General features: G+C 59.7%; 15 protein-coding genes. 1 reads left to right on the plus strand and 14 read right to left on the minus strand.

Annotated elements, in window-relative coordinates:
* Positions 1-8: 8 nt before the first annotated feature.
* From A0W34_RS19435 to A0W34_RS19450, 4 genes are read right to left on the minus strand one after another with little or no spacing between them, the layout of a single operon-like run.
* Positions 9-1,709 carry a dipeptide ABC transporter ATP-binding protein gene (locus A0W34_RS19435; protein WP_070160162.1) on the minus strand — a complete coding sequence of 567 codons (1,701 nt, stop codon included), beginning with the start codon at positions 1,707-1,709 and terminating at the stop codon, positions 9-11.
* Between the two features lie 36 nt (positions 1,710-1,745).
* Complete coding sequence (locus A0W34_RS19440) at positions 1,746-2,549, minus strand: ABC transporter permease (RefSeq protein ID WP_232329886.1); 804 nt, start codon at positions 2,547-2,549, stop codon at positions 1,746-1,748.
* Positions 2,550-2,596: 47 nt separating this feature from the next.
* The gene (locus A0W34_RS19445; RefSeq protein ID WP_070160158.1) at positions 2,597-3,556 is read right to left on the minus strand and encodes an ABC transporter permease; all 960 of its coding nucleotides are present in this window, start codon (positions 3,554-3,556) and stop codon (positions 2,597-2,599) included.
* An 8-nt stretch (positions 3,557-3,564) separates the two neighbouring features.
* Entirely contained in the window at positions 3,565-5,169 is a 1,605-nt protein-coding gene (locus tag A0W34_RS19450) for an ABC transporter substrate-binding protein (RefSeq protein WP_232329887.1), read from the minus strand.
* 381 nt (positions 5,170-5,550) lie between these two features.
* On the opposite strand from A0W34_RS19450, the gene A0W34_RS19455 reads away from it, so the two are divergent.
* Complete coding sequence (locus tag A0W34_RS19455) at positions 5,551-5,976, plus strand: nuclear transport factor 2 family protein (protein WP_081558836.1); 426 nt, start codon at positions 5,551-5,553, stop codon at positions 5,974-5,976.
* Here A0W34_RS19455 and A0W34_RS19460 read toward each other — a convergent pair.
* From A0W34_RS19460 to A0W34_RS19510, 10 genes are all read right to left on the minus strand, one after another.
* Positions 5,891-7,423 carry a hypothetical protein gene (locus A0W34_RS19460; protein WP_081558126.1) on the minus strand — a complete coding sequence of 511 codons (1,533 nt, stop codon included), beginning with the start codon at positions 7,421-7,423 and terminating at the stop codon, positions 5,891-5,893. The two genes, A0W34_RS19455 and A0W34_RS19460, sit on opposite strands and share 86 nt — an antisense overlap.
* A gap of 629 nt (positions 7,424-8,052) precedes the next feature.
* A complete protein-coding gene (locus tag A0W34_RS19470; protein ID WP_081558128.1) occupies positions 8,053-9,720 on the minus strand; it encodes a DUF4407 domain-containing protein in 1,668 nt (555 codons plus the stop codon).
* Positions 9,721-9,783: 63 nt separating this feature from the next.
* Positions 9,784-10,398: a hypothetical protein gene (locus tag A0W34_RS19475; RefSeq protein ID WP_081558129.1), complete on the minus strand. Its 615-nt coding sequence runs from the start codon at positions 10,396-10,398 to the stop codon at positions 9,784-9,786.
* Positions 10,395-11,753, minus strand: coding sequence for a TerD family protein (locus tag A0W34_RS19480; protein ID WP_198035662.1), 1,359 nt, complete (start codon positions 11,751-11,753; stop codon positions 10,395-10,397). Before A0W34_RS19480 ends, A0W34_RS19475 begins: the two co-directional genes overlap by 4 nt.
* A gap of 4 nt (positions 11,754-11,757) precedes the next feature.
* The gene (locus tag A0W34_RS19485) at positions 11,758-12,927 is read right to left on the minus strand and encodes a TRAFAC clade GTPase domain-containing protein (protein ID WP_081558131.1); all 1,170 of its coding nucleotides are present in this window, start codon (positions 12,925-12,927) and stop codon (positions 11,758-11,760) included.
* Positions 12,924-13,925, minus strand: coding sequence for a hypothetical protein (locus tag A0W34_RS19490; RefSeq protein ID WP_156888932.1), 1,002 nt, complete (start codon positions 13,923-13,925; stop codon positions 12,924-12,926). Before A0W34_RS19490 ends, A0W34_RS19485 begins: the two co-directional genes overlap by 4 nt.
* Entirely contained in the window at positions 13,925-16,903 is a 2,979-nt protein-coding gene (locus A0W34_RS19495) for a GAP1-N2 domain-containing protein (RefSeq protein ID WP_081558132.1), read from the minus strand. The genes A0W34_RS19490 and A0W34_RS19495 overlap by 1 nt, the downstream gene beginning before the upstream one ends.
* A complete protein-coding gene (locus tag A0W34_RS19500) occupies positions 16,900-18,882 on the minus strand; it encodes a hypothetical protein (RefSeq protein ID WP_081558133.1) in 1,983 nt (660 codons plus the stop codon). Before A0W34_RS19500 ends, A0W34_RS19495 begins: the two co-directional genes overlap by 4 nt.
* Before the next feature lie 11 nt (positions 18,883-18,893).
* The gene (locus A0W34_RS19505; RefSeq protein ID WP_081558134.1) at positions 18,894-21,629 is read right to left on the minus strand and encodes a hypothetical protein; all 2,736 of its coding nucleotides are present in this window, start codon (positions 21,627-21,629) and stop codon (positions 18,894-18,896) included.
* 1 nt (position 21,630) lies between these two features.
* Complete coding sequence (locus tag A0W34_RS19510; protein ID WP_081558837.1) at positions 21,631-25,203, minus strand: tubulin-like doman-containing protein; 3,573 nt, start codon at positions 25,201-25,203, stop codon at positions 21,631-21,633.
* Positions 25,204-25,211 lie beyond the last annotated feature (8 nt).

Genomic DNA, 25,211 nt, shown 5'->3' on the forward strand with positions numbered 1-25,211 from the left:
GAGACGGGTCAAACGGCAACAGTCAGGTCGGGAACCAGTGATTCCCGTTCCCGCCCGGCGCGCTGACGACGCGGATCTGGAACAGGCACCGCGGCAACCAACTGTTGTGTGTAGTCCTGCCGTGGCGAGCTGAATACCTCTGCAGCGGGGCCCTCTTCGACCAACTCCCCGCTGCGAAGTACCGCTACCCGGTCGGCTACCTGATTGACGACTGCAAGATCGTGGCTGATGAACAGACATGCGAAGTTGTATTCCTCCCTGAGATCGGCAAAGAGTGAAAGAACATCGGCTTGGACGGAAACATCCAGAGCGCTGGTCGGCTCATCGGCCACCAGCAGTCTCGGTCCGAGGGCAAGTGCTCGGGCCAGCGCAACACGCTGGCGTTGACCACCGGAAAGTTCTCCTGGTGCCCGGTGAGCAAAAGACTTCGGTAGGCGAACTGATTCGAGTAACTCCCCCACCCGGTTTCGCAGCAGTGCTCCGGTGGCAAAGCGATGGACTTCGAGTGGCTCGCCGACGCTTTGTCCGACCGTCCGACGCGGATCGAGAGATGCCGCAGGGTCCTGATGAATCAAGGCCATTCCCTTGCGGAGGCCCCGAAGATTCGCGGCGGAGATCTTTCCGAGATCGGTTCCGTCGAAAGCAACGATGCCACTACTGGCCCTGATAACACCGAGCGCGGCCCGGCCGAGAGTTGTCTTCCCTGATCCCGATTCACCGACCAGTCCGACAACCTCGCCGGCCTGAACCGTCAGGCTCACCTGATCGACCGCACGAAACTCTCTGTTGCCCAGCCTCGCCGGGTACACAATGGAGGCCGCGTCGAACCGCAGGATCGGCGGGACTAGCGCGTCGCCTTCGCTATCGATCAGAGCAACCACAGGCTTCGGCTGGTCGGCCTCCGGCAGACGTGGCACGGCCGCAAGCAAAGCCTTTGTGTACGACTCACGCGGCGTTGCAAAGAGATCGAAGACGGACTGCTGCTCGACGACCCTGCCCGATCGCATCACCAGCACGCGATCTGCGATGTCCGCAACGACACCCATGTTGTGTGTGATGAGCAGTATTGCAGTGCCCGAACGATCACGCAGATTACGCAGGAGTTGCAGAATCTCGGCCTGCACGGTGACGTCGAGCGCAGTAGTCGGTTCGTCGGCGATGAGTAAATCAGGAGAACCCGACAACGCCAGCGCGATGACAACCCGCTGCTTCTGTCCACCCGAGAGTTGATGCGGATACCAGTCGACCCGACGCTCCGGTTCCGGAATCTCCACCATCCGTAGAAGATCGATTGCGCGAACTCTGGCGTCGGCACGCGAGACCTTACCGTGTGCCCGCAGCGCCTGCGCGATCTGCCAACCCACCTTCTGCACTGGATTCAGTGCAGTCTGAGGCTCCTGGAAAACCATCGCGGCCCGAGTCCCCCGCAATTGATTGAGCGTCGCCTCGTCGGCACCGAGCACCTGCTTGCCACCGAGTTGGATCAACCCGCGGGCCTGCGCGCCGTCCGGTAACAACCCGAGAACAGCGCGTGCGGTCAACGACTTACCGGATCCGGACTCGCCGACCAACGCCAATATCTCACCGAAACCCAATTCGAGGTTGACGTGGTCGACCACAGTTGTCGACGAGCCAACGGAACCGTCGGCATCGAACTCGATCACCAGATCCCGGATGGCGAGAACTGCCTGTGCGGGTGTTGCATTCATGACTACGTCCTTGAAGTGGTGGTGGCGGTGGCGATTTCAGATTCGGTGGGCCTTGCCCAGTCCCTGGGCGATCAGCAGGAAGCTCAGGACCAGCGCCGAGACGATCACCAACGGTCCGATCGCGTAGGCCGGATTGGCATCGAGGTTCGGAATGGCGCCCGCGATGATCGAACCGAGAGACGGATCCGGCGGGCGCACGCCGATTCCGAGAAAGCTCATCGCACTTTCGGCGAACACCGCAACCGACATGGAGAGCGCAATCTGCACACCCAGCGGTTCTACGGCGTTGGGCAGCACATGCTTACGCAGTACCCACCACCGCCCCGCACCGATTACCTCGGCCGACTCCATGAACGGGAGTTCGCGCACCTTCAACACCGTCGTTCGCACCAGGCGCCCGAACAAGGGTATTTCAGCAGCCACGATCACCGCGATCACCGGCGCTACTCCTGGCCCCGTGATCGCGACCAACGTGATCGCCAGAATCAGCAGCGGGAAGGCAAGAATCACATCGAAGATCCGCTGTGCGATGACATCTGCCACCGAATTGATACTCGACACCAGGCCTGCGAGTGAACCGATGATCGCACCCACTGGCACCGCGACGAGCACGATTACGAGGTTGATCCGGATTCCGTGGAGCGAACGAGCGAAGACGTCGCGGTTGACCTGATCTGTTCCGAACCAGTGCTGTGCACTGGCCCCCAGCAGATTTGCACCCTCGATCTGCTCGTTGGGCCCGTAGTGGGTCAACAGTGGAGCAGCAATTCCCGCTACTGCGATGACCAACAGGATCAACACACCCGCCAGCCCCTGACCGTGCGTCAGAGCAGCGCCCACAGGACGAGATCGCCAAACCCTTTCGTCAACAGACTGATCGGCCACCGTCATTGCTGCCCTCCGATTCGGATGCGTGGGTCGAGGTAGGCATGCACGATGTCGGTCAGAAGTTGGATCAGAACGAAGATCGTGACCGACAGCAGGAGCAGCACCTGCACCACCGGGTAATCCCGCCGACCGATTCCCTGCTCGATCAATTGGCCGATGCCAGGCCAGGCAAAGATCGCCTCAACCAGTACGGCTCCGCCGAGAAGGTGCCCGGTCTGAATTCCGAGCACGGTGAGCATGGTTGGCAGTGCATTGCGTAATGCACTGCGTGTAACCAAGTTCCACCGTGGCACACCGGCTGCGCGAGCGGTGATCACGTACTGCTGCGCCATCTCGGTGCGCAGCGCTTCGGACAGGAACCTGGTGAGAGCGGCCGCGACAGGAAGTGCGAGGCACAGTGACGGCAGCAACAGGTACTGGAACGTGATGTCGGGACGAGCGAGATACCCACCTGGTGGAACACCACCGGATGGCAGAACCGGAATCAGCACCGCGAAGACGAGAACCAGAAGGACACCGGTCACGAAGTTGGGCAGAGCAATCGAGAGAGTGTTCAGAAGGTTCACCACCGAGGTCAGCCATTTCTTCGGCCACACCACCACCGCAACACTGAGCACCAGACTCAACACGACGGCCAGCAGCAACGCACTTCCCGCCAGAACTGCGGTGTTCCCCAACCCCGCCAGCACCAGATCGGAAATCTGGCCGCCGAGAACGAACGAACGCCCGAGATCCAATATCAGTACGTCGCCGATCCAGGTCAGGTACTGCGCGGGAATCGACTTGTCGAGACCGAGCGAATGACGAATGGCTGCAATCGCTTCCGGAGTTGCATCGGGGCCGGCGAGAGCCAACGCGGGGTCGCCAGGCACCAGACGCATCACCGAGAAGATCAATATCGACGCGAGGAAGAGAACCACCACCGCCGACGGTAGTCGCCCCGCAATGTAACGAATCATCGAATCCCCTACGCCAGGAATGTGTTGGCGAATTGTGGCTGGCGACCCTTTGTCCAGGCCAGACCACGAACGGTCTCGGCCGCCGATACCTGCGGCACGACAACACCGATCTCGATCAAGAACAACTCGTTCAACAGTTGCGTGCCCAATTCGGCATACAGTTTCTTTGCCTCATCGCTCGAACCGTCGGGAACCTGCCACGCACCCTCCGCTGCGGCGGAATACGCCGGCGAACTGAACTTCGAGGCATTGTGTGCAGCGTTGAACGGGTAGGCGCTGACCGTCAGGGTTGACGGAACATATTGCGCAAAAGTGTGATTGGTCAGCCAAAGTCCTTTGAACTCAGCGCCGATCAACTGCTTGACGAAGATGGATGCCTCGACAGGGTCCAACTCGACGCGGATCCCTGCCTCGGCGAGATTGGCCTGCACGATCTGCGCGGCGGCTTCGAAATCCGGGCTCGCTCCTGTGTAGGTCAACGGAATGGTCGGCAGTGCGCCCAGATCGCCGACCAGGGCGCGCGCCTTGCCGACATCGCGGGTGTAGGTCGCGTTCTTGGCAGCGTCGTAGGCGGGCGACGACTTCGGCCACGGCAGATTGGCCGCATACCCGGTATCGCGATACACCTCACTCATGATGCGATCACGATCGATCGCGTAGGCCAACGCCTTTCGTGCCCGCACATCGGTCAGACCGTCGGCGGTGACGTTTGCGCCCAGGTATATCTGTAATTCCGCACCCTCGATCGAGGTTGTCGCGAACCCGCTGGTCTTGGCCAAGTTCTGTGAGTCACGGAAGGGCAACGACGCCGGAGCAACAAGAGAGACCTGTCCGGACTTCAGCGATGTCAGGCGCGCTTGGGCGTCCGGAACGATCCGCGCTTCCACGTGATCGAGGTACGGCCGCTCGGCGACCCAGTAGTCCGGGTTCCGATCGAAGGAGATGGAACTGTTCGGGGTGCGTGAGGTGAATACGAAAGGGCCCGTTCCAACGAAGGATTCACCGGTCACCGCCTTGTCGAACGTTTCGGGGTCGAAAATCGGCGCTAGATCGAGAAGATCGAAGATGTTCCCGGTTCGGTGTGCAAGGGTGAGAACCAGCGTATTGGGATTCGAAGAGTCGAAGCCGGTGATGGCGGCCGCAGTACTCCTGAGCTGGGCCGAGAATTTCGGGTCCGCATAGGTGCGTAGCGAGAACTCCGCATCAGCGGAGGTGAAGCGCCGGCCGGAGTGGAAGGTGACGTCATCGCGCAGATCGAGCGTGAGCGTCAACCCGTCGTCGGACAGCTTCCAGGCCTTGGCCAGAACTGGCTGTGGCACTACCGAATCGAGTGGATAGCGGGTCAGGGTCTCGTACACGAGCCCGGATATCGTGACACCGGCAACGGTGGTGCTGGTCAAAAGTGCCGCAGGGCTGACGTCGTCCGGTATCGCCAGTGCGAGCGTCCCACCTCGAACCGGCTCGACTGATTCAACTGCGTCCGAGCGTTGTTCGCCGACTGCAGAGGAGCACGCGGCCAGTGAGCCGCTACCGAAGACGGCGAATGCGGCGATCGCACTGCCACGGAAGAAGGCACGGCGGTCGAGACCGGCCGTCGAAAGAGACGAGTTCACGGAGGTGTTGTCCTTCGTAATAGGTGCGCAGCTATGCACTCTCAGGGCACACGCTTGCGAGAATGGGAAAGAGTGTCGTTCCGACATGCTCACTCCCGGGAATTCAGAAAGGCGAGCTGCTACGACAGTCGTTGTGGCGCTGAAGAAGTCAGAGCCGACATCGAGGAGCGACGGACACGGTGTGAAACCTCCCGGTCGGAATTAAGGCTTTTGCCTTCAGGGGATACTCAACCATTTCCCCTGATATCGGGGAAATAGTTGGACTCACGGTGATCTGAATTTCTCTTAACTGCTGCCACTGACTGGAACGCCTCGGTGTTCGGTCGGTCCACGGGCAATATCCTGCGATCCACCACAGCACCCACACGTACGGAGAACAGCATGCAACCCGAGGGCCCTGCCGAACAGATTCGTTCAACGCTCGCTCGCATCGCACATCTTGCCGATACCGGCTCGGTCGAGGATTACGTGGAGCAGTTCACCCGCGGGGCCGAATGGAACATGCCGGCCAATTCCGATCGCGGTATCCCCGCACAGGTACGACGTGGCCGTGAAGAAATTGCTGCTGGAGTAGTCGAGCGCAGGGCGGCCGGAATTCAAGGGCCTGGCACGTTCACGCGTCACGTCACCACGGCGATCGCCGTGGACGTGACCTCGGAAACTACAGCCCGCGCGGATGCGGTGTGGACGTTCTACGTCGACACGACCACAACTCCCAAGCTCAGTGGCGTCGGGAGCTACGCCGACGAGTTCGAACTCGAAGATGGGCGGTGGCGACTGTCGCGACGAGTGATCTCGCGCGGCTGAAGAACACACCGGCCCGCCGCCGAAGAAGCAACAAACCAGCGTTGCCGTAGCGGGCTTCCTTCTCGGCGGTACGCATTGCGTGATCGACGACGGAGGTCAGTCCTTCCCAATCGATCTGGCGCAGTGGAACTTCCACCGAATCGAACTGTGGAAGTTCTGGTAGTCGCGGTAGCTCTGGGAGGGCCACTGCACCAAAATTTCCGTCGAGCCAGTTGAACTCGGGGCCTTGCACAACCTGTTCCGCGAGGAACGTCGAATCGAGCCCCGTCATCGCCGTCGCAATGTCGCCCAATTCCGGAACTTCGACAAATCTAACTGCCGGCGGATCGAAGGCGTACACGATATCGGTCGACTGCTCAGTCGTACCGTGACCATTCGAAGCTACGAGACGAAACTGACCGGATTGCTTCAACGTCAGCCGGTGCCGCGACGCACCAATTCCGAGCGCATGCACTTCACCCCAAGGCGATTCGAGACTCAGCCGTCGATGCCCCCTAACGCGCCAAGTGACTTCGATGGACTGATAGCGCAACCCGTGTTCGGGAAGCACCTCGAACATCTCGATCACCGGAGGGGCAGAATGTGAGACAGTTTGGGAATACAGATACGAGTACCATTCGAAAGCCGACGGTCGAGCGTGAGGGTCTGTCCCGAGTCCTCGGTCGAACATACCGATTCCCTCATTGTCGATCCGGGCGCCCAGCGAGAACAAAGGCGCCGGACTCTCTTCGGCCTCACCGAGAATGCGGCGGAACAACGCGGCAAGTTTGAATCGATCAGTGCCAACGTCGTGCACAGTCTGCCCGCGGGCACATTCAGTCGGGCACATGCCCACTGAATGCACCCTCTGTTGCTCTCCAGAGAATCCCCCGACACGCATGAACTCTGTTCCGACCAGCATCACGTCGATGGGTGAATCACTTGTAACCACCTGTAAGGGACCGAGGTCGCCGAACACTACCCCGCGAGAATGCACGAAATGAATCGCTCGCGCTATCTGTGCGCAATAGGCCACTCGCAGAATAATGTCGTGTGATTCGACCACAACTGAGGCACCCACAGCGCGTGCATGATCAGGATTGTTCAGCCAGTCCAGTGTCCGGGGAACTGTGACCTCTCCCGAATGCGGAGTGCGTACGCGCTCTTCGAAACGTGGTTTGACGACCGCGGTGAGGTATCCGACGGAGTGACCTTCTGATTCGACCAACGCCAGCGGCCACAGAAATAGCGCATCGAGCGTCGCTCGCTCGGCTTGCGGCAACTTCTGTCGAAAATCGATCAGAGATTGAACATTGGCGACGGCACCACCGTGTGCATTGTCGAATTCGCGGAAAAGACAGCGAAATCCTCGTCCAACCCCTTTCGGGGCCTTAACCTCACTGGACGGATTCCCGTCCGGCGCAACAAAACTACGGAGAACGCTCAGTTCAGCGATATCGACCTTCATACCCTGACTCTCCACAGATCTCTCCAATCACGACACTGCATAACCGACACCCCGCATCTGAGCACTCAGCGAAGCGCTTTCTACCAACGAGCCACACGAAGAATCGTGATGGGAGGGAACACCGCGTATCAGCCCTCGAACCAACTGATGAACCAATGTTTGACAGGTACTCATGAACATGAGTGGGGATGTTGACTCGTCCGCCACAGTTCGACGGGTCATGGCATCAAACCGTTCATGCACCGTGAGCAACGCATCCGTCGAGCCGTCCCCGACAACCCAAACCAGCAAAGGTGTCAACGTGTCGATCCCACTATCGCCTGCGCGAGCAAGAATCGAGTCAGCCGGACCGACAACGACTGACAGCACGGTTCTGAAGTCCTTATCTCGGCGCCTTGGCCCTGGATGGCCGTAAACACAGTCCACGAGACTGTCGAAGGATGCACCTCCACCGGAGCGAGAAACGCTGAGCACAAGCAGGTCCGACAAAATTGGCCGACGGGCGCACTCGTCACTGAACCAGTCAGTCAGTTGTGCAATGTATTCGAAAGTCTGTGACATGCCATCATCCGCAAGGGACCGAACGTCGATGTGGGATCGGATCATCGTCTCGATCTCGAAATCTTCGATCATTGTTGCATCGACTCCGGTGGCTGCAGATGCGCTGCTGGGCCATTAGCCCACGTCGTGTCGGACATCCAGTGCGGCAACGGACCGGCGGACACACCGCCTGGCGCGGGACTTTGCGGGTAGCTTCCGCCCACTCGACTGGCAGTGCCGATGGATGAAGAAGCATGCGGCTTGTCGAGCACTACTGGTCCTGTCGCAGCCAACGGCCACATCGTGGCAGTCTGCTCGGCGGCAGGCTGGGACGTTTCAATCCGAGAATTCGACTGGTCACTTTCGGCGCCGGAGTGGCCATCAGGCCGGACTGGTGGTCCACCCACCAGCTCTCTCTCCCATTCCCTCAGTCGCTCGGCAGATACCCGCTTCGCGTGACGGCTCCACTGCTCGAGAGCGTCGTCGACAACTTCCGTTTGATGCGCGACTACGGTCTCGTTGACTTTCAGAACAGTCTCTTGCTGCTTGTTTATGCGATCTTGTTCAGCCTCGAATTCGGCGTCCCTGCGGAACTCTGCCACTCGCTTGCGGGTATCGATGTCCTCGGTCGCATCACGCTTTTCCTCCTCTTCGAAGGCTTCTACCAATTCGTCGTAGGGCGTGCGGGTTCCCGCATTCGACATCACCTTGAATAAAACCGGAAGAAGTTCGACAAGCATGAAGAGGATAGACACTGCCAAGTGCGCCATGCTCGCCGTTCCGTCGCTACCAGACAGGTCGTTGAGTGCCTTGAGTCGGGCGATAATTCCCTTGTTCGCCTGTTCAAGTGCGTAGGAACCGTTCTGTGCGCTGTCGACCTGAGAACGTAACGTCTCGACACTCTGCTCCGCAGTCGGCAAATCCTTCTCCGCGTCGGCTACGGCCTTCGTACTTTCCTCCAACAGAGTCGTTTTCAGCCGCTCGATGATGCTGGCTTTCTCGCCCTCCTTGACCTTCATTTGTTCGAGAGTGTCTTGCCACAATCGCTCGGCGTCTTCGGCGAGTCGTTTCTTCTCGAGACACAACGCCGCACATCCTGGCACGCCGGTACCCGCTGAACCTTCTTCTTCCGCGAGCGCTCGTGTGCGCGCACTGTCGGCATCTGCCTTCTGCTTTGAGGCGGTCGCCCCGAGCTGGTCTATCTCCGCCTGCACCAATCCGACCTCCGGGTTTGCCGCCGGATCGGCGGTAGGCCCCGCATTGATTAGTGCGCGCATTCGAGCCAGTTGCGCCTCCGCGTCCGCGAGGTCGGAACTCAACGTCGAATCCTTGAGATCCGTCCGCAATTCTTCCTGCGAGGCGAGTATATTGCGGTTGAGCTGCGTCTCGATCTCACTCTCGAATACCTTGAGCATCAACGGAGTTGAGATGACGAAACCGATGACGATCGCCAACACGACCCGAGGAATTGCGAGCATCAAACTACGGCCGATTCGCTTCTCGTGCGATAACCCGATCACCAAGAGTCGGTCGAGATTGAGAATCGCAAGTCCCCACACCACACCACCCGCGATGGCCGCCCATCCAGCTGCGATACCGGTGATAGACAACGCGTACGCAGCCGAGATCGCCGCAAAACCCGCGGTCGTCAACAACACCGACCCCATCGCTGTCTGCTTGGCAACCGATCCTGGAAGCTTCGCCAAGACATCGACACGTGAGCCCGCTAGGCGCGCAAGATAATACTTCTTAGTCATACCGATCCATTTCAATGCCTGCGAGTAAATCCTCGGGTCAATGCCTGCGAGTAAATCCTCGGGCTACTTGTTGCGATGACCGAATCTGGCCAGAGCGAGAGGGAAAAGAACGTAGATCATGCTGAGAGAGAACAACATCGGCACCGCGGTAGGCATCTGCCACAATCGCAAATACCCTACAGTCGAGTAGCAGGAACTGGCCGCGGTCGGGCCAGTCCAGGACTGGATGAACTGGCAAGGTGCGTACGACGGCCACGTCGGCGTGGCGCCGTAGACTGCGTGTGGCGTCTGATCATCTCTCCATTTGTCGGTCATCTCTGCCACGACCGATGGAGCAGACATCGCTCCGAGATCGCCACGGAAGAACACTTGCACCACAGGAATGGACAGTGCTCCGGCCAGAACCACAAGGACTGCATAGGTGAGCACCCGACGAGTCGTGCCGCCGCCTGTTCTCGAACCGAGCCTCTGCAGCCCGGATTTGATCCAGCGGTGCAGGTTTCGCACGTAGATGGGTGTGAACAAAGCAAATATGTATCCAAGAGGACGCCAAACGAGGGATCCGAGTGCGATCACCGACAACACTGGCATCATCGTGACCACCAAGACAGACGCCGAATTGGGGTTGGCCAGGTATCCACCTATCGCGGTCAGACGGCGGACAGCTGTCTCGATCACCCGTGGCCGTCCACGACGACGCCGTATGATGTTGCCAATTCGGCAAGTCCTCCGTCGAAGCCCTGCCATACCGAACGCACACGCCAGCGGCCGGCTCGGGTGTAGAACTCGCCGACGATCATCGCTTGCTCAGTGGTACCGTGCGCACAGAACGAGTCTGCAATCGGGACCTCGTTGTCCGTCAGAATCATTCGCAAAGGGTTCAAGGAACTGAACGACCCTTCACCGGTGATGACGATTCCCAGCGCCACTCGGTGATACCGCGAGGCCAACACGCCGAGATCGAGATCCACACGCTGCATGTCAGGGCGCAGCACCGACAGTTTCACGGCCCCGTTCCCACCTACCGGAGCGTTGTAGAAGATAAAATCCTCGTCATTGCTGACCTTGCGGTTCTCGTCCAGGAGGAACACGACGACGTCGACCTCGAGCGAGTTCACCGCCGGCTGCGTCCACGACACCGAACAACCCCATCGAAGGGCGTCCGGCGAAAGGTCCATGACCTCACCCATCACCAGACTGCGGAGTTTCGATTGGCTGGCAACAGAATCCGTAGCCTCACTGCCGCTTACGCCGCCGGAGGAAGTGACCGCCGTACTCGCCACTACCGGCTCAGGAATGGCCGGGGCGACCATTTGGTCGCGCCACATGGCTGCACTTTCGCGGCCGTACACATTTGCCACAGCTCCGACTGCGATGTTGAACAATTCGGACTCGCCACACAGTGACTTTGGCGAATGCGCGCGTATGACATTCGCCGCACTGGACATGGAATCGTGCATCTCCGGTGTGGATGCCACCGTCATCGCCAATGGCCACAATCGATAAACACTTTCGTCTGCGAACTTCTTATCGATCTTCTCCTGAAGAGCGAGCGCTGCAAGCGCAGTTTCATGGTCGACGATCAGAGCCTCGGCCAGCAGGGACCACTGGGTGACGGTCACGGACATCCCGCGTTCAGTCTGGTGGCCGTCGACCGACAACTCCCCGAGACTGCAATTGTCCTCCTCGCCGATCACCACCCCGGTGCTCGCTTCTGCCCATCCAGTGAGCTCTGTGAGCGCGACCGTAACGAGGTGCACTTCCTCGCCCACTGATCCACGGCCCTCCGCGTGCTGCCATCGGAACTGTTCGGCCGAACTCGGAGCGAGAAACATCGACACCGCTCCACGCCACAGCCCGGCTACGGTGTCGTCACGTACACCGAGAACGACAACGGAACCACCGTCCATTGCCGCGCCGACGGCGTCGAGCAGCAGACTTAGTAGGCCTGTTCGCCAAGTACCCGCTTCGAGGAGGAAATCGAGAATCTGGGAGCTCGTAGGTGCACTCGCCCCAGGAACCGATTGAGTCATGAGGTCACTGCCAGTGCCACACGCCGCGGGTTGCGAGCACCCAGCGAACCGGATCGAGACATCTGAAAGGCGTAATTCCGCTGGCATGCAAACGGTCACCGACCGGAGACTCCCCCAATGCAGAGACCGCGAAATATCGATTGGCCAATGGACGACCTGTGTGAGGTTGGTCCACCGACATCACCATTGGCGTTGCGTCGAGCTTCTTGAGCAGACTGCGAACCTCCTGGTTGAGAAGCTGGCCGTCACCGTCGTGGTAGGGGGCCGGACGGAGACTGAAATCACGTGAGAACGCGGCACCCGGATTCGACATGATTCGACTCCACTCGCTGCCTTCTACGTACTGAAGGGCTTGCAGTGCATCAAATTTCGACAAGATAATAGCCAAATTGGGAGTGCCCAGCCCAACAATCCCGAGGACAGTGCGAAGTACCGTCCTGGGATCTCCGCCGACACGCTCTTGTGAAGGCAAGAGATCGTGGAGTTGGTTGGTGACCGCCTCCACCTTGAGTGGATCGAACATGAAAAGTACGCCGTCGGCATGTGTGAAGAACTGGAGCCATGGGGCCCGCGCATTCTCAGGGTTCTCGAGATCCTCTCCCGCAACGTCACGGATTACCAGGATCTGGGACACGTTGTTCCAATGCCCGAGGCTGAAGATCAACGGGTCACGCTGGTAGGGATTTCCGGTGTGGGCGGCTGGGGTGGCTTCCAGGATTCCACGAGCCTCATACAGCGGCGCTTCGTAATGATCTCGATACGTGGCTTCCGTTGTGCTGTCGAATGGTTCGACTACGGCGTTGAAAGATTCTCCCAGCAACTGCAATTGCTTGATCAGTACTGCAATGTAGACCGTCTTGCCCGTCGCTCGCGCACCGGCCATCGCGATACACGTGACTTGTGCATTTCGCCACCCGTCGACGAGGACATAGTGACATGTTGGACATACTTCGCGGGCGGGTCCACCGAGTTCGAGTTCGGCATATTGCGGCGGGGGCGCCCAGCCCGCGTGGGCGTCGGCCGGTCGACGCAGTTTGACGATCTTGCGTGAAAGAACTTGACCACCATGAAATGCCCCGGCAATCGGGTCCGCCTCGGTAGCTGTACCAGACACCAGCGTCCAGGCAAAGTGATCAGGCGTCAGGCTGACGAAGCAGCGTGGGCATTTACTCACGAGAAACCACCCGGATTCGAACCAGTCATGACTGGTGACAGTAATTGTGTTACAACCCGGGATAATTCACTCGGGTCCGAGGCGAGTGTCGATACGACCCGCGGAGAGATTACAACCATAGAAGCGCCAGTAGGAACAACCTCCGGAACTGCTTCCGTAAGGAGCACCAGGACACGGGTGATCAGCGGATCAGCCTCGGCGATACCGAGATCCGCAGGCACACCGTCGGTAATCGTGTAGACCATGCGCCTCACCGTTGCTGCCTGCGCAGAAAGTACGGATCGGAATCCAACTCCCAGGGGTACGGAATCCAAAACCTCCTGTACGACCGAACGAAGCTCACGCAGGTCACATTCGGGAACTGTATTCAACCGCACGCCCAGAATCGAAACCATCGGCGCGGTGTCACCCAGCACGGTGGACACACCTGCCAGAAGATCGACGATCGCCGCCGCACTGAAATCATCGAATCTCGGTAGCATCGACATAGAACTGTCAATATCAATGCTCACCGCGTATCCATCGGCATCACGAAGTCGATCGGTGCGCAGTACGCCACGGGCACTCGATCGCGCGACTGCCGCCAACTCACCCAAGGCCACATCGATTTCCGTTCGCCTCGAGGCGATTTCAAGCGAGGATACTCCCACCGAGATAATTGCCAGATCGGCACGATGCAGACCCGAAACATCCATTGGACGAAGTTCCGCACGATCGGGATCCGGGTCGTTCTGACTGTCGACGCTTATCGCCACACGCAGAATCGTTCCCTGAGGAAACGCGATGAGTCCATTTCCTGGTCGAGCGGACACGGTTGTCACGTCGGCAATACGGGGAAGAATCATCAGCCCCGCCCGCGGATGCACGGCACCCGCCGATCCGCCGGATTGCGCCGTCGCCGAAAGCTCTATACTAACTGCTCCTGCGTCGGCAGTGACAGCCAACGGCCGGCGTGGGAGATCTACTCTCCCAGCCCCATCAAGCACATATGCAGGCATCAGGTTTTGTCCTTTCCGAGACGACCCAGTGGGCCTTGCGAATGTTCCCATTCAGATGTGGGCATAACCAAGTGCTCGAACCATTGCCAGACAAAAGGTCGGTACTTTGCGATTGCGGCTTGCGAATCCACATTCGGCCTGCGGCGCACTTCTTGACGAAACATATCTGCGATCGGGGACAACACTTCATCGCCGAACCCCCGTAGATCCGAGAGCGATTCCCGCGCCAAGGATTCCAACAACCCGGCCCCGTTCTCGCTACCCAACCCCAGACTGGTCAATAGGTCGGGACGACGGCGTGCCTGCCCTGGGGCGCCGTCCGTCAGAAACATCACGGTCACCAGGAGCCACTCACGATCGATAATTCCTGACCTGATCAGCTCGGCGATGTTCGATCTCGCGTAGTCGCTCGGCCCCAGAATCGAGTGTCTCAAGCCGCTGATCTGTGCGTCACCCACAAATGGAACATGTGGCGCAGCACATCGATCGCGCGCCCAGCGTGAAGCGAAAAGCAACACCACCAACCGATCCAGAACGTCTCTCGACAATTCAGCGATCTCCGCGGCGTTCATCCGGCAGAAGCTGATCAGCGCCGGGCGCATGAGGTCCACCACCCGCTCCAACTCCGCGAATCCCGAGGATGCCCATCGATCAACCAGTCGTACGTGCGCCCAGGACAGCGCCGTCGCGTCGCCGTGGACATCACGCAGACCAATCGTCAACGCCAATCGTCCGACCTCCGCTTCTCGCACCAAATTCGCACAGACGAAACCGATTTCAGGCGGTTGCCGCGATGAGATAATCGTCGACTGTAGGTATCGTGGAGGAACAACATCGGGGAATCGTTGAGCAAGAGTCAACAAATCTTCGTGCAGCAGGTACTCCGGCAAGAACAAACTCGTCGCATCACCTACAAAGTACGACTGGGCCGCTTCAGCGTCATTCTTCGTTCGGCTCTCCCACAGCACCCGCCACAGCGCTAGAGGCACAAACGGAGACCACTCGCCTAGGTGACAGCGAGGTGAATCCGCGACCGTACGAAGTACCAGGTCCGCCACCAACGCGACTGTCGGCTCCTCAACCGCCGTCGCGTTACCGCGAATCCCACCGTCAATTTGCACATCTTCGGTAGGCAGCATCCATACGATCGCTGCACGAGGTACCCGAAAGCCCAGTGGCCGAACAGTAAATGACCCATTCACTCGCTCGTCGACAACGCACCCACGGATCAGCTGTCGTAGCGGAACGCTGATCGCACCAACTGAAGCGGTGAATGTCTGCACTGTCGACTCATCGAGAAGCAAAGGAACGACCGCACGGACAATCAGTGCCCGGACGGGAGCTTCGATCCCTTCGTCGAACAACCCCGCGTTCATGATCAAGTCAGCGAAACGAACGATTTCGATCTCCACCGACTGCGAATTAGCCGACCGCGCAGGCATTGCCTTGATACTCAGCTGATCGAGGAAACCATGGGCGACCGATTGCACCGTTCGTAGCAGCTCGGGAGTCGGCCGAGCGTCCAGCCTTCCAAAGATGTTCCGGAAATCGAAGCCTCTCGTCGACCATCCCGGGGTTTCGCGAACGATTCCGAGAAATCGAAACCATCGCGCTTCGGATTGCTCCGGCGTGAGATTCGGCATCGCGAGGATGCCAAGATACCCCTCCGAAACGCGTTGTTCCTGTTGAATCGCGCCGGATGGCACGACTGACGGAGCATCTCCGCCGCTACCGTCGAATGGGTCCTGCCGAGATCCGTGATATGCGGTTCCGGTTTGCGCAATCGACAGAGCCACCGGTTGCTCGGATCCGATACGGCGAACTGGTGCCTGAACGCGATCGATCACACGGCGTGCCTCGCTCTGAGCGTCACTGAAGATGTCGTTGCGCATGACGAGCTCGGCCAATGGCCACGCGGTTTCAGCGATGGAAACAGGGCCGGCTTCAGCGATGTCATCCAACTGCGTCAACGCCTCGACTGCGGTATCCGGGTCCAGAAATACCGTCTGCGCTAAGACCGACCATTCCGTCACCTCGACTTCTGCATCACGTTCGGTGCGGTGAGATTCGTGGTTGGCTCCGTCCGAGCTATCCAACTCGCCCAACGAGGGTGTCTCGAGCTCGCTCAGTACGACAACACTTCCCGGGAGCTCGAGCTCCGCAAGATCTTCAATCGGCACACACACCAGATGCGCGTTCAATGCTTCGAGGTCTTCCCGACTTGGGTGACGTTCGTAGGTCGAGAAGTAGAATCGCGCAGCAGCTGACGACGCCATCAAGGCACTCACCGCGCCAACCCACAACGCGCCACGATCCGGATCCTCGACGCCGAGAATGACAGTGCCCCGCTTGACGATCGCTTCGTGAACGGCATCGAGCAACACAGAGAGCACGCCGATCCGCCACACACCCGGATCAAGCACGAAGTTCACGATCCTCGACAGCTCGAGGACCTCCCCCTCCGGAAAAGGCTCTGTCTCGACGAGTTCGGATCGAGCCACGAGCTCTGCTCCGAACGGTGTCAACCACCCCGACGAGCGCCACAGCGAAATCGGCCTGCGAAGCGCTGAAAGCAGTGGGGCTCGATCGACGAGCACGTGCACAAAGACGTTGCCTGGTCGACCCGATGCGTCGGAACCCGCCTGCACAGAATGCCAATATGCGACGCTGTCGCCGATCAGTGGGCCGTAGTGCAAACGCCGTGGCCGACCTTCGATTTCTTCTTGCGTCGGAAACGTCGGTAGCGCAACCACAGTCTCGAACCGGGTGTTGATACCGACGCGCACCGCATCTTGCTCGAACTCGTCGAGCCCGCCTGCAACAGCCTTGACCTGCCAGCCGCCGAGTACCTGACCCCGTCCAGCCGTCGGTCGATCGAACGACGTATATGTCAACTGACCGAAACGAGGGACTGCTCTCTGATCGCCCGCCAGGGCTCCGGTCGTGAAGTCGGTTTCCGAGAAGCCGCCAGTGGTCATCCTGTTTGCCCGCCCGCTATTTCGCGTCCGTCAACCCAGAGCTTCTCGACAGCTGGGTCGATCAGTGCAAAAGTGCTTCGATGCGTCGGCAGTAGATCGGCAAAGAGACGGACGTAACCGTAGAGTCCTCGAACGTCGGCACTCCACGTCACTCCCCGGTCCGCTCGATTGAGCTGTACCGGCTGGAACTGCTTCGCACGCCCACCTCCGTCCGTGCCCGCTGCCCACACATCGACCGCGGTTCCGTCCATCGAACTCAGCGGCAGTCGATTTGCGTTGTAGACCAGGATGAATGGTGGCGAACCATGCGTGTCGCGCTCCGGAGCCAATGCAATGTCGAGCACCAAACCTGCGCTGCGCGCGATGATGTCGTATTGCACGCGAAGGAGTCCTGGATAGTCGACTCCGCTCGGGGCACCCAACACCTTGTTACCCGCCGTGTACGAGACGGGCACTACGTGCACCGAGCAACCGTTGGCGGGCAATTGAGATGGGAAATGCAAACCCCCGTCCCGCTCGTATCTGCTCCTTGAGATTTCATGGCCGGCCGGCTGTGCCAGCGCACTTGCCGAATCCATGCCGCGACTGCTGACGTGAACCTCGATGGCTGCTGCACCCTCCGGCCAGGCAAAGGTCAGCAGTTGCTCGGCACAGCGTTCTACGAGACGCAAATGCCGGACGGCGCCCAACGGTCTTGTGGCAGTTACTGTCTTACCAACCTGGACCGCGTTGTCGAGCGTCGTGACTGGTGTGAAGTAAGCGCGCGTCCACCCACGCGGCCACGACACCTCGGCCATCACGCAGTTTCCGGTTTGTGCACCCTTGATCGGATGAATCAGGCGAGCATCACTCGGCAACCCGCCGGACGCCTCCAACGCCCCCTCCGCCAAAACCGATTCCTCGACACCCGGCTTCGGGCCTGTTTCGGTTCGGTAGATGACAACCTTGCCAACTGGAGGGCTGCTCCATTGCAGATCGAAGCGTGGTTCGTCGGCGTCGCCGTAGGTATCGACCGAAAGATCGAGTACCGGTGACAGAATCACCGAGACCTGCACAACCTCCTCGACTGGCGGAGACAGCTCGGTACCGCTCCCAACCGGGACTTCACAGATCGCCCGATATAGATAGCGCTGACCACGCTCGGCGGTAGAGTCCACGAACCCGCCGAGATTGTCGTCGTCGGGGTGAAGTCGAACCTGACCGGCAGACCCGAGGGCGCCCGAAAGAGAAGTCCTCATCACGCGAACGACTGTCACGCCCGGCCAAGTGTCCCAGCGACCAATGATGGTGCCTTCGTCCTCTGAGATCGCCAAATCCACTACTGGACTGATGATCTGAGCGGTGCCCAACAACGTCGGCTGCTCGGAGGCGGCATCGGCGACAGTTCGCCCGACGTGACACCAGACCTGAACAAAGCGCACCGCAGAACTCGGTGGCCGCAAATCAGTCAGCGAAGTTTCCGTGGTCGACCCGAGTAATTCCCCAACTTCTGGCTTGTATGCGGCGTGCTCTTCGCTGGAGACGACGCGATAGACGACTACTTGATCTCCGGCGACCTGAAACGGTTCCCACGCGATGCGGTACCCACCCCGGGACCTCTTCGCCTGTAACTTGGCATCGCTTGTCCCGTCGGTCGAGTAGTCGAATTCGCAAAAATCGTCGGACGTCAGATCCAACGTGTTGCCGATGATCGGCGACGCCGGCGCCGAAACTGCCTCCGCAGGTTGCGAAACCTGCGCCGGGTTCGCTGCGTCGCGGTCCGAACCGCTCTCTTGAACCCCCGCGATTACGTTCGCGATGTGGCCGGCCATTGGTTTGGCCGTGCGTGGGAGCATCGATTCGATCTCCGAGGTGGTTCGCCTGTTGGAGCGCGCAATCTGAGTGAGATGCGCATCCTTGATCACCCCGATTTGAAGTTGATCTTCGGCAATTGCACCCGTCCTCCACTGGAGGAGCGCTTCAAGCACCTGACCGCTCATCGCTCGACTCCTCAGAAGTTCATGCCGTCAATTGACGGCGCCCGGAAGGGATCGGAAACAGGTGATTCAATGGACGAACGTCCGAATCCGCCGAGTGCTTCAGAATCAGGAGACACGGGAATCTCGTACGAATAGTCATCGTCTACGGTTGTGGACGGCTCACCGAATTCGAGTTCCTCGCGCGACAGACCCTCACTGAACTGAGTGGTGACCGCGATCAATCCCAGTCCGAGGCGCACCTGATTCGCTCGCCCACCACATACCGCCGCGCGTCCACTTGTCGAGGCGAGATCCGTGAGCATCGTCCGATCGAAGTATCCGCCTTCCGCGAATTCACCCGAAACTCCAACACCGGCCATGAAACCGTCGATCGACTGCATCGTCGACTGCCCCTCGTCATGCACCTCGACCGACGCCACCAGGTCGCGAATCAAAGACGCCTTGGGTCCGGCGAGTTCTTCTAATGCTCGTTCCCAGACAACATCCGCACCGTCCAGCACAACGTCACCGGCCGCCAACTTGTCAGACCACACGTCAAGAGCTGAACCAGAACCGGTGCCCTGCTTGGTATAAAGCAGTTCCGGATTCTGTCGAACATCCAGACCCAGCGCCCCCACATGATCGCCGGCGGAGCGAGTCAATCCGTCCCACGGTGACGTCATCCACCCAACTGTGAATAGTTCACTTCGTAGTCGTTCGGCGACCTCGGCAATTCGACCCGGCGCCGGTCGCGCTGATCCGATCCCAGCAGAACGTGGCAGCCCCCAGTCGATTTGACGCGTCGACCCCGACCTTGCCGGCGCCCGTCCGAGAGGCTCGGACAAGAAGGAGCCGAGTGCTGCACTCCAGGACACGTGCTGGCGATAGGCAGCGGAGAGTCGATCCAAGTCGCGCAGTGCGGTGCGAAGGTTCACCTGATCCGCTTCCAATTCACCCGCAGCTCTTCGTTGTCTGTTGATCATCTGGAACAGTTCTTGCTGGCTTCGGTTGAACAGAATGAACAAGCTGGAAAACCAAACGAGCACAGTCACCAACACGATCAGCGTTAGATGCCACCAAAGCAACGCTTCACGGTAGGTCGCGTACCCTGCAGTGCCGAGAATGAGCACGGTGACGAAGGTGATGACCTGTGCCCATCGAGCGAGACTGCGCTGACGCATCCTTATGCCCTCGGACTGGTCCTCGAATCCGGTGTGCGCCCGCAACCTCGAAAGTAAGCCACTGACTTCTGTACGTGCCGCGTGTATTCCGCCTGCCAGAATCTGGCCGAAAGCGAATCCGTACGAACGTCGAATGGTCTGCCCCCAAGCATCGACTGCGCTGGCTGTTCGACGAGCTTCCAAGCCCAGAACTTGATCTTGCTCGAGTTCACGCAACTGCGAACGGAATTCGGAGATAGCCAGCACGTCGTGAGCGTCCAAGCTCGAGACGCCGGTACTAGCCGCGATGATTCCTGGTACCTCGGTGAATCGTTGAGCCCTGCCCGGAACAATATCGCTGGCAGTGCGAATGACGGCGCGATTTGCACCGACTTGAATGGGTGTCAACCCCTGTGACCGCTCACCCGCATCCGCCAAAGTCAAGGCGCCAGCGCAATAGTCGTTCCACAGCCTCGAGAGGTCTGTGGCTGCGGAGTGGTGACGACTCTCGGTTCCTGGATCCAATGCCGTCATCATCTGATGGGACGCTTCACTGAAATCGTTCCACTTCACCGAACGCCCATCGGGTCCCACACCGTTGACGACAATCGTGTACGCAGATGAATCGGAACCGAATACCGCTGAGTTGACCGTTGACGCGACAGCTCCCGAAATGCCCTTCGACACTCGGTTGTAGAAAGCCATCGGAGCGTTGCGCAGAGCTGAACCCATGAAACTGAAGAACATGACCAACGCTCGCCACAGCCCGATCGCCTGCGACCCCACGTCTGTTGGTTTCGGCACACGAACCCCGACGAGCATGCCGCGATGCTTTGTCCACAGGTTCTGGGCCATCGTCCCGGTAGCCAAGGGAACGTCCTCGACATAGACCACGCTGCCGCCCGCATCCAAAGGCAGCGGCAGTGGCCCACCTATATCGAGTACTCGCTCCCGCAGATCGTGCTCGGCACCCGACGTCTCCAACCTCCGATAGAACGAACGCACCAGGCGAATCGCATCGCCCGGAACGATATGGATGTCGTCAAACGGGGCATGATGAACGTGAGCCCACAAACCGGCGATTCCGGCGACAACCGGAGCCGCGCTTCGTCCGATCTCGATCGGGTCCGTAGTCGGGAAAAGGGATACGTGACCCATGCCTGGACCATTCGAATCCTCGGGAGCAATCAACAGATTGTGCCAACCCGCGAGGGCCGGAGCCGCCGAGTCCGGCACCCGTAAACCACCGCGAGTAAGTATCATCCTCATTCGAACCAGCTGCGCGCTACCCGAGTTGGACACCAGCATATCCGCCACCGCACGTTCGGAATCGACTCGAACCGTCCGAGCACCCTCGATGAAGGGCACCAGGACACAGAGCCTGACCCGCGCAACCCTCGTCGACGCCAATACGTCCTGTAATGCGACCTTGGCTGTCTCACCGCCTTCGACCGACAGGGCACGCACACCCGGGACACCGGAGAGTCCTTCATCTTCGTCGATCCACAAGAAGGGGTCGAGCAGCCCCGCTGCCGACAGGTCCGTGAGGACGTCACGTACGCCGTCGGACGGCCCGTTCGACGCGAGAAAAACCGTCAACACACTCATGTCAGAACTGTCCTAAGTCGGGAATCACGATGTCGTTGTCTCCGTAACCGGCCGAAGGCATTGCGGGAATGCCGGTTTGAACCGGCCGGAGCGCTGCCTCTTCGCATTCCTTGACCATCGACGACAACTCGGCCGTGGCCCAGAAGACGTCTGGTGCGAGGTCTCGAAAAATCGGGGTCTTGGCAGCTTGACCCCTAGATGTAATCAGGGAAAAGGTGCCACCCCCGGCCGCTCCGCCTTCTCCTGGAGCCATGTAGTGATGGCCGGCAAATGCGTTCAGGCGATCGAGCCACTCGATAGTCTTCGCGCTGCGTTCCTCAATCGTGGAAGCGTGGCCGGACTCAGGTACCGCTGATGGCCACCCTGTTTGTGTGTCGCCTGTGCGCAGCCAGTCCGTCATCGCGGCCTTTGCTGAGATTTCGTTGATCCCGCGCGCCGGATCCTCCAGCGTCGCATCATAAATCGATCTCAGCGCCCGATACGGATACAGCGAGGACATCACCGGCTGCTGATGCGACTGAGCCATCGCCAGCAGCACCGACTCGAGGACGGCCGGCAACCAGTCGTTGTTAGCGCCGAAACGAGATGGAGGTGTAAGCAACGGATTGGGGAAGTCCAGCCATGCACTGTCGGACGCTGACCACACGCGGACAGGTTCAATAAAAGGCGGCGCTGGAATTCGGATCCGACCGAGCACCAAGCCGAGGAACCAGCCTGCCGTCATCGCACGGCGCTCGTTCTCGTGCATCGGCAACGAGGCTGCCAATGGCCTGGACCGGCGCATAGACCAGAACGCCTCCTGCTGCGAGGGCGTCGAGTCAGCCCATTGTTTCGCGGCCGGCTTGAGTACCGAGTCGTAAGCAAGCGGTGAGTAGTTCGGGTACGAACCAAAAATGTCGAGCCTTTTGAGCCCGCCCTCGTCAGTCAGAACACGACCGAAGCCGTCCGCGGTCTCACGGTCGATCTTCGGATTATGACTGATCACCTGCTCCAGCAAGTCCGAGACGGGCAAGTTGAGAAACGGCACAGCGGAGAACTTGTATCGGTAGGCGATCTGCTGACCCGGATGGAGCGCTTCCATTGCCTGCTGGTTGACGCTGGCCAAAGGACGAGCCAGTGAAAGCGCTTCACCGAACTTCGAAATCAGAAGCGAAGTTCGTTGCGACAGTTCGTATTCTGGCACGCCGGCCGCCACGATGTAGTCCCGCAATGTGACTTTGCAGAACCGGTCGAAAGATTCGCCTGTCCGTGAAACATATGACCTGGCACGTCCTAGCAACTCACCGCTACGCAAGTGAATGTCGTAGCGAGCAGCCGAGGGAATGAGCGCTTCGTTGGTTGACGGATTGACTGGAAACGCTTTGGATCGCCAGGTCGCGGTCCGTTCGATCAACGGCACGACCTGGCCCGGCGCTCGCGAGCCGTCAGTCGTGGGCCAGAGTCCCGTGACGACGCGCCTCGCTGCGATCTGGACGGCAGATTCGAATGGAGGTGGCACGGCTGAGTCGTCCGCAACCGCCATCGGAAGGTCACTTCGGTACTGCGACAAGAACTCCGATGACGGCGTCAGCATGACCTCGTTGTTGGCCTCGGCAAATCGCTGCGGAACACGTTCCGCGGCATCGGACGGCCACGCTGCGTACTGATCTGTCTCCAATCGTGCCAGCCCGACATCGATAGCCGGCGACTTACTCGCGATTCGCAACACGGTCTGAGACTCGTTGAGCGCAGTCAACAGCGGCGTCATGATCTCGGGGACCAGCGCTGCCGCAACGTCGCGGACCTTGCCTGAGAGGGTCGAATATATCTGCCGATTGACATTCTGTTGATATTCGACGACCACAGAATCGATGACTGCTCGGCTCATCGGGATCGTACCGTTGAGGCTTGCGAGGGTTCCCGTTACGCCGGGCGTCGGAGCTGCGATGTCTGCAGGTGACAACTTCGACAGATCTTCGGCGGCTGGACGGATAACGTCGCGCAGATAGACCGCAATACGATTGACAATGGCTGTGGCGTATGGCAATCCGAGAGTGGCCACGGCTTCGGCGACCGTAGACTCAATGTTGTGGACGATACGATCTTGCCACCCGAAAGCGTACAGAAGTGCGGCGTTGTCAGACGCTGTCCGCAAGGCCGTAGAACGCCCACGAACAGCATGGTGGACATCGGGAACCCACTGCTTGGCGTTCATGCCCTCCCCGGACGGAATGAACGGGCGAAGTTGCGTTTCGACGATCTGGCGAGACATCCGACCAACCTCATCCCAAGGCAACACAGTCCCGGTAATCCATCCACCGACATTCGCAGGTGAAGCACCACCTCCTGCATTCCGATCGGACAGTCCGACACGTGCCAGGATCGACGGCCACTGACTGTCGAGGATGGAGTTGACCTGCTCTTCATCGGACGCCGGGTTACCCCGCTGAAGGTGACCGTCCAGCAGTCGATCGACACTACTGCGAGCGAGCCGCTGGGCGGCGTACTCGGCGTACCGGTCGCGGCCCATACTCAAACTCGAGAACCCGAAAGTGCCCCACGGCAGGCTGTCCCATGCCCCGGCGCCCCATCCGATGTGCTCGCGCAACCCCGCCAACCCACCACCGTTGGTCAAGTCGTACTGGATAAACTGCCGAGTAGCGGCACCACTCATCATCAGACCCGAGAGACCTCGCCCCAGACCGCGATAGATCGCGTTCTGCGAACCGTCACCGAACGGTGCGCCTTCGGTTCCGACTCGGCGGCCGACTGGGAAAACCCGAGCGAAGGGCACTTCGGCTCCGTCACCGTTCTGCTGGCCCAAAGCTTTCAGGATCGCAACGTCGTGCTCACGCGCGGAACCCATTTGGCTCGCGACGATTTCCCCGAGCATTGCGAGGGCGTTGGCGCTCACCCCGGTAGTGGCGCTTTTGCCCAACCCGTCGAAAATGTCGGGGGCAACCATGAACACACCCATCATCCGAGGATCCAGACGGGGTACGAGGGTGAGAAGTCGGCAGACGTCCAAAGCCATCGACGCTCCCGCACCGCCGGCCATTGAAGAGACCACAAGTACGATCGGGGACTCGCCCGGGTCGAACGAACCACCACCAGGGACATCGAGCGCGCGCATTTCGGTCTCGGTCGCCACCGTGAACAGTGTGTCCCAAGCTCGCTGCAACACTTCGCTGATCCCGGTTGTCTTACTCAACGTGATCATGCGGCCGAGAGCCCGGAACTGACCTGCGCCAGAACCGATCGGCACAGGCACATTCCGCGGATCGCGAGGCGCCCACGTGGCGATCGAGCTCAACTGTTGACGCGCGACCAGCTGGTTCGAGAGTGCGTTGTCCAGGACCGCATATGAATCTCCTTGCGGCCCGCTTCCGAAATATGTGCCGCCCTGATCGCGCACGTTGTTGAGACCGTCGGGCCCAGTCTCTGGAGCAGTCGGCACATCGAGGCTCACGAATTGCCAGCCGGCAGGGATCTTTTCGATACCAGCGGCGGCGAGATCAGAGCGCAGCTGATCCATCATGTAGGACAGCGTGACTGCTCCCGAACCACCGCAACCTACTACCAGGAAACGCCTCATACCGATCC

Source organism: Rhodococcus sp. BH4 (assembly GCF_002079265.1).
GTDB classification, from domain to species: domain Bacteria; phylum Actinomycetota; class Actinomycetes; order Mycobacteriales; family Mycobacteriaceae; genus Rhodococcus_F; species Rhodococcus_F qingshengii.